This is a genomic window from Campylobacter porcelli, from assembly GCF_002139855.1.
Taxonomy (GTDB): domain Bacteria; phylum Campylobacterota; class Campylobacteria; order Campylobacterales; family Campylobacteraceae; genus Campylobacter; species Campylobacter porcelli.
In genome coordinates, this window is the sequence record NZ_CP018790.1 from 1 (window position 1) to 6090 (window position 6090).

Consider the following 6090-nt stretch of genomic DNA (forward strand, 5'->3'; position numbering starts at 1 on the left):
TTTGGGGACTATTAAAAACCCTTTTGGGGACTATTAAAAACCCTTTTGGGGACTATTAAAAACCCTTTTGGGGACTATTAAAAACCCTTTTGGGGACTATTAAAAACCCTTGACATTTTTTTGTGTTTTTTATATAATAACCCTTATAAAAGTGAATAAGGGATTAAAATGAATAATTTAGTTATATATCATAATGATTTTAATCAATTGAAAATTCCTATCTCAACTGAATTAGAGCAAAATTTGCTGATGGGAATTTTGGTCAAAATTAAAAATTCGCAAAATGAAATAATCGAAATTTATCCAAATGAATTGCGAAATTTTTTTGAAAAAAATCTTACAGACAAAGAGATAGCTACAATAGCATCTCTATTAAGACAAAATTTTTTTAAAACTGATTTTACATTTTTAATTAAAGATGAAAAACGGAACTTGTATGGAAAAGAAACAATCAATTTATTTAATAGCTATAAAATTTTTTTTCACGACCAAAGCTTTACGCAATTTTCACATTTAGAACTAAAAATAAATGAAACATTTAAATATTTAGTCGATGAGCTAACAAAGGATTTTACAGAATTTGAACTTTTAGAATTCATTGGTATTAATGGAAAATATGCGAAAACACTCTATAGACTTTTAAAACAATTCAAAAATACAGGCAATTTATCAATTTTTAAATACGGCTGGCAGAACTTTTGCGATATTATGCAAATCCCGAACAATTATACACAATCTAAAATTGATGAAAAAATTCTAAAACCAGCAATCAAAGAGTTATCAGCCGAACCAAACCTATTCACAAATGAGAAACAAACTATTTTCAAAAATCTGACTTATAAAAAAATCAAAGATCCAAAAGGTCGTGGGCGTGGCGGCAAAGTTATCGGAATTGAGTTTTATTTCACTCCAGAACCAAAGCGAAACGAGTTAAAAGAGATGATACAAAACCTAGCTAGAACAGAAAAAGAGATGGAAAAAAACAGCGGTAGAGAGACTAAATTTCATATTCTTACAGGCGAAGAAGTAACGGAATTAACTCCGTATATATCACAACATTTTTCTATAAAAAATCAAGAATATGGCGGATATGATACTTGTAAAATCAAAGATTTAAAATATATTGATAGAGATAATAAAAAGATGATTTGGGGCTTGATGATTAATCAAGAAAACCACAAAGAATTCGAAATGTTTTTTGATAGCATAGCTCATATGAAAAACGCTTTGAAGCTAGATTAATCAATCATTCATTTTCAAAAAAAATTATCGAACTTTCGAGAGCTTGAAACACCTAGAAAATTTTCTATCCTAGAAATTTACTACCTAGAAGCCACAAAAGCACACAGCGAAGCAAGTGCGATTTTTGTGGCGACCGATAGCGTGAATTTGCGAGACGTGGGCTTTTTTCGTTTGCGAAAAAAGACTGGGAGTATCGCAAATTTTAGCGGTGCGGACAAATGCGAAGCGTCCGCAATCCAAGGTGGCGTCTTTTCAAGGGGGCAGGGTGAATTGAAAAGTAAGCCCCTTATATTCCGCCCCTAATCCCCCTAAAATTTAAAATCCCCCCACCTAAGACACACAAAGCGAAGCGAAGTGTGGTGGGGGTGCAAAGGTGGGGTGTAAGGGGGTCAGCGACAAAGTCGCGTAGGGGGAAAGGGGCGGAAAGGGGGCGAAAAGCCACCGCTTTAAATAAAAATCGGCGGTCACCAAACCGCCGTTTCCGATTAGAAATTTGTATGAACCTAGAATTAGTCTGGGCAACAAAACCCAAGTGCATTCGCACCAGCTGTTCGAGTATTCGAATAGCTGTAAGCGAACGCACTCCATATAAGGTCCGGCGCGGTCGGGGCTGTCGAGCAAAGCGAGACGGGGGGAAGACGCGACGTAAGGAGTGCGTTAAGGCGACCGCTGAACCGAAAAGCCCCAAATGGGATAAGCGGTCGCTAACGCTTAGTCTCAGAGACTTCGGCTCTGAGCGCAATTTGAGCCTAGACAATTTGTCTGGGCGAACAGAGCCGAGACATTGGCTCGGCGATTGCATTGATGCAGCGATTAAATTTCACATTGCTTAAGTGACAGAGACACGGTTAATTTTAATCTGCTAGGGCTTAAATTTTGATTGAACCAAATGCGACATTTTGGCGACGGTCGCCACATTGTTTTCCCTTAAATTTTCTCATTCGACCGTCGCCGTCCTGCATTCGTAAAATTTCACTTGAGATGACATTAAATTTTGGCTTAAGAGAGATTAAATTTATAAGCTTGATAAAATTTTTTATATTTTTAATTTTTTCTTAATTATATTTTTTTTATTAAATTTTTCCCACATTTTTTTCTTTTTTATGCAGGGGCTGTTTTTATTTTAAAACGCTTTGTTTTCTAGGCTATAAGCATTTTTTTATATATGGTCCTTAGGGGGTATTTTTTAAAATTTTAGTTCTTATCAAATCTTTAGTAATTTCAAGTTTTTTACCTGAAAGCCTATCGATATCATCAATGATTATCGTGCTATTTTTTGCTTTTTCGACTAATGCCATAGCTTTTACAAAATTTTTTGAAGTGTCCAATTTTTCGGTAACTGACAAAAGGTCTGTGATTTCAGAGTGTCCATTTAAATTCTTATGGAAAATTTCTGAAATGCTATCAGTTGCAGAAAATGAAATCACTTTGTCTTTCCAAAGCTCATCAGCCTTTTTATTAAAACTTTCAAGTTTTTTACTTTTGCCGCTAGCTAAAATACCAGTGATTAAAATATTTCCTTTTTTGCTTATGTATGTTTCTTTTGGCTTATCAAATACATTACGCTTTTTACGTAAAAAAATTTGTGTTCCTGTATTAGTATTTTTAAATTTAAAGTAACTTATCAAATGTCGCCTTTTTGGTGTATCGTTTTAAAATCTGTTGTATTAGCTTATAGCTTAGCTTTCGTTCACTTGTAGAGTTGATAGAATGCTTAATTAGCGTAATAGGTTTATTTTTCATTTTGATAATTTTTTTAATTATTATTTGCTCTTGTGGTATCTCTTTAAGTATTTTTTTTCCTTGTTCGTTATAGTCAAATTTAAAGCCAAATGGTGGATATTTTCCGCCTAAAGCTTCGCCCCTTTGTCTTTTAAGTGCCAACGCTTGATTTATTCTAAATCTTATCACTTCTTTTTCGTATTCGGCAAATACGCTTAAAAGATTCATTTTTAATCTATCGTTCAAATCATCGCTTTTATAGTCTAGGCTTATTAAATTGGCTTTTTTACGTTCTATTTCGTGCTTTATCCAACCAGTCCGCAATATGTCGCGACTTAGTCTATCCATTCGATAAACGATAAAGTTATCATCTTGATTTAATTTATTTATAGCAGTTAAAAGCTCAGTTCTTTTTGAAAAGTCAGCACCACCGCTTACAGCTTCTTTTATAACCTTATCGACTGTATATTGTTTTTCAATGGCTTTTAATTGGACGAGATAAGAATTTTCTTGTCTTTGCTCGTTTGTTGAAATACGCAAATAGGCTATATTCATAAAAAGTTAGCCCTTTACAATCTCTGTAAAATCAGACCAATCCTCAAGTTTAAAAGCCCTGATATCACGCACCGATTTTTTAAACCAATCAACCGATGAAAGCATATTGATAGCACGATATACCGTAGTTAGATTATTTTTAGTGTCCGTCGATAGATAAACGCTACCCTGTGTCCATTCAAAACCAAGTTTTGACATCTCGGTTTTTATCTCAAAATATGCGTTGTTGTAAGGGTCACCATAGTGTTTTTTTAATTCTGAAATTTCTAAATCAAAAGCGATAGCATACATCTTAAAGTTCCTTGTTTTTTAAGTATTATAACATATTTTTACGTTAAATTTAGTTCTTTTCATTTGATAAGAACTTGTAAGCGGTTTATTGTAACCGCAAAAGATGAAAATGCAATAAATCAAACACTAAGCGGAATAATGCGAAACAAACGTCAAAATTTAGCAATTATTCCGCTTAGTTCTAAGGCTTCCGTTGATGCCACAAATATACTTTTTGCGATGTTTGTCGTTGCCCTATTTGTGATAGGTCATTATGAAATGGCAATGTTAGTTATGGCTGGGCGACTTGCTTTGCGTGGAAATAAAAAATGAAAATTTTAGTTTTTTTATTAGCGTTAAATTTTGTTTTCGCTTATGATCCACAAAGCATAAGCGAAAATGATATGAAAAATTTGCAAGTTATTGACAAGGATATTTATGAGCTTTCAAGCAAGAATTACGAACAAGAAAATTTTACTGAAATTTTAAACTTCATTTGGGAAAATAGAGTCATTAAAATCGAGCCTATTTTAGAACGCTTTAATCTTGGCTTAACTGGCTTTGTCGGAAAACGCACAAGGCGAAACACCAGCGAAGATTATAACGATTTACACCCATATTCATACGTTGGACTACAGCTAGAGTATAAGATTATCGACCCAAAAGAAGCAAGAGAAAAAAAGGAAGAAATTATTAAACAAAGAACAACAATTGCAAGCGTCTTAAGAAATTTCTACACTAACAAAATTAAAATCTCAGCCCTAGAAGACCGTATTAAAATTTTACAAATGAAAGAAAATCGCCTTAAAATTCGTGTTAAAAATGCCGTTTCAAATCTTGATGATAGATTGGAAAATTTAAAAATTTTACACACTGCAAAATTAGATATAGCAACTTTAAAGTCTCAAAATGATGAGCTTAAAAATAATCTACTCTTGCTTGTAAAGAGCGAATTTGTAAGTTATTTAAATTTTAGGCTAAGTCAATGACTTGGAAATCACACACAGCAATTGCAGCTGCAATTTCGTTGCCATTTAATCCGTCGGCTTTACCTTTGGCTCTGCTCGGCTCGACTGCTCCAGATTGGCTTGAATGGGTATTAAAATTTTTAGGTAAGCCTGTAGCACACCGCACTACGACACATTATTTAATCGTTCCTTTGGGGCTAATACTACTTAGCTTTTTTATCGACTTCAGAGATTGGCTTTTTTGGTTTGGCATTGGGTATCTTTCGCACTGGTTAGCTGATAGCTTAACGATTACGGGTGTTCCCATATCGCCATTGGATAAGTCAAATTTTACACTTTTTGGCGGACGCTTTAAAACTGGAGAGCCAAGCGAATACATTGTGGCTTTTGGCTTACTTGCTATTTCTCTTTTTTTTACAAAGCCATCGACTGACTTTTTAAACTCTGACCCTTTAAATCAATTCAAAGTTTTTTTAATGGACTACAAAAAGCTAAATGAAAATGGCGTCATAGACAATAAAGAATATCTAGAAATGCGATTTAAATTCTTCTGATGAGAGAAATTTTAAAACTTTTTTGGTTTTGCTTACTTTGGGTCTTTTTTGTTCTGTTATGTATTTTATTTCGTAGATACTCTTTAAATTCGTTCATAAACGGCTCAAATTTGCCCTACAATCAAAAAATAAAAAAAATTAATACCCAAATAGCCCTAACGGCTAAAAATGTCTTAAAACGCAAAATTAAGCGTTTTAATGATTTTTTTCGCACTTAGAAAAAAAGAGAAAAACACTCATATCATCACAAAATACCCCTTAAAATCCAAAAAAACACTTTAACCTATACCCAACCACCACCCCCCCCCCTAAAAACGCTAATTTTGCTAATTTGTGGTTTTTTGCGTATTTTTGTGTTTTTGTGGTTGTGGTGATGGATAGCAAATCAAACTCAACACACAAAACAACGCTAATTTTCTCCACTAAATGTGAGAGAAAAGCATTGAGCGAATGAAATGAGCGATTTTTATGCTTTTTGTGAGCGATAGCGAACATAAGCAAATCGGCTTTTTGAGCTACGAAGTAGCGAAAAATGCCAGGTAGCAAGTTTGCACCGATTAGACTACACGCTACTTTGTTGTAGCGTGTAGTAAATAATAAAAGTTCAAAAATCTCTGATTTTTGATTTACCTTATGTGTTTTTGATGAATGAAATGAAACAAAAACACAAGAGAAAAAGCGAAAAAATTGTCGATTTTTTTCACGCGCGCGATTTTTATCTTTTTTAAATTCTTTTTTTTATCTTTTTAGGGGGCTTTCTAAGCTCGATGGGAGCATTG

The 6090-nt window shown here is 33.7% G+C and carries 8 protein-coding genes; 4 read left to right on the plus strand and 4 right to left on the minus strand.

Going from position 1 to position 6090, the window contains the following annotated elements; translation table 11 throughout:
- The first annotated feature begins 168 nt into the window (after positions 1 to 168).
- The gene (locus CSUIS_RS08340; protein WP_086298646.1) at positions 169 to 1242 is read left to right on the plus strand and encodes a replication initiation protein; all 1074 of its coding nucleotides are present in this window, start codon (positions 169 to 171) and stop codon (positions 1240 to 1242) included.
- Between the two features lie 1172 nt (positions 1243 to 2414).
- Here the strand turns inward: CSUIS_RS08340 and CSUIS_RS08345 are convergent.
- From CSUIS_RS08345 to CSUIS_RS08355, 3 genes are read right to left on the minus strand one after another with little or no spacing between them, the layout of a single operon-like run.
- Complete coding sequence (locus CSUIS_RS08345) at positions 2415 to 2870, minus strand: P-loop NTPase family protein (RefSeq protein WP_086298648.1); 456 nt, start codon at positions 2868 to 2870, stop codon at positions 2415 to 2417.
- Complete coding sequence (locus CSUIS_RS08350; protein WP_086298650.1) at positions 2854 to 3519, minus strand: recombinase family protein; 666 nt, start codon at positions 3517 to 3519, stop codon at positions 2854 to 2856. The genes CSUIS_RS08345 and CSUIS_RS08350 overlap by 17 nt, the downstream gene beginning before the upstream one ends.
- A 6-nt stretch (positions 3520 to 3525) precedes the next feature.
- Positions 3526 to 3810 carry a hypothetical protein gene (locus CSUIS_RS08355; protein ID WP_086298652.1) on the minus strand — a complete coding sequence of 95 codons (285 nt, stop codon included), beginning with the start codon at positions 3808 to 3810 and terminating at the stop codon, positions 3526 to 3528.
- Between the two features lie 138 nt (positions 3811 to 3948).
- Between CSUIS_RS08355 and CSUIS_RS08525 the strand changes: the two genes are divergently transcribed.
- From CSUIS_RS08525 to CSUIS_RS08365, 3 genes are read left to right on the plus strand one after another with little or no spacing between them, the layout of a single operon-like run.
- A complete protein-coding gene (locus tag CSUIS_RS08525) occupies positions 3949 to 4122 on the plus strand; it encodes a hypothetical protein (RefSeq protein ID WP_192940228.1) in 174 nt (57 codons plus the stop codon).
- A complete protein-coding gene (locus CSUIS_RS08360) occupies positions 4119 to 4778 on the plus strand; it encodes a hypothetical protein (protein ID WP_086298654.1) in 660 nt (219 codons plus the stop codon). The genes CSUIS_RS08525 and CSUIS_RS08360 overlap by 4 nt, the downstream gene beginning before the upstream one ends.
- Positions 4775 to 5311: a metal-dependent hydrolase gene (locus CSUIS_RS08365; RefSeq protein ID WP_086298657.1), complete on the plus strand. Its 537-nt coding sequence runs from the start codon at positions 4775 to 4777 to the stop codon at positions 5309 to 5311. The genes CSUIS_RS08360 and CSUIS_RS08365 overlap by 4 nt, the downstream gene beginning before the upstream one ends.
- Positions 5312 to 5569: 258 nt before the next feature.
- Here the strand turns inward: CSUIS_RS08365 and CSUIS_RS08370 are convergent, their stop codons facing one another.
- Positions 5570 to 5812 carry a hypothetical protein gene (locus CSUIS_RS08370; RefSeq protein WP_236860808.1) on the minus strand — a complete coding sequence of 81 codons (243 nt, stop codon included), beginning with the start codon at positions 5810 to 5812 and terminating at the stop codon, positions 5570 to 5572.
- Positions 5813 to 6090: the final 278 nt, after the last annotated feature.

What these genes read in the sequence shown, in the direction of transcription:
- CSUIS_RS08365 (WP_086298657.1), top strand. Translation starts at nt 4,775, where the DNA reads ATGACTTGGAAATCACACACAGCAATTGCAGCTGCAATTTCGTTGCCA.
- CSUIS_RS08350 (WP_086298650.1), bottom strand. Translation starts at nt 3,519, where the DNA reads ATGAATATAGCCTATTTGCGTATTTCAACAAACGAGCAAAGACAAGAA.
- CSUIS_RS08360 (WP_086298654.1), top strand. Translation starts at nt 4,119, where the DNA reads ATGAAAATTTTAGTTTTTTTATTAGCGTTAAATTTTGTTTTCGCTTAT.
- CSUIS_RS08355 (WP_086298652.1), bottom strand. Translation starts at nt 3,810, where the DNA reads ATGTATGCTATCGCTTTTGATTTAGAAATTTCAGAATTAAAAAAACAC.
- CSUIS_RS08525 (WP_192940228.1), top strand. Translation starts at nt 3,949, where the DNA reads ATGCGAAACAAACGTCAAAATTTAGCAATTATTCCGCTTAGTTCTAAG.
- CSUIS_RS08340 (WP_086298646.1), top strand. Translation starts at nt 169, where the DNA reads ATGAATAATTTAGTTATATATCATAATGATTTTAATCAATTGAAAATT.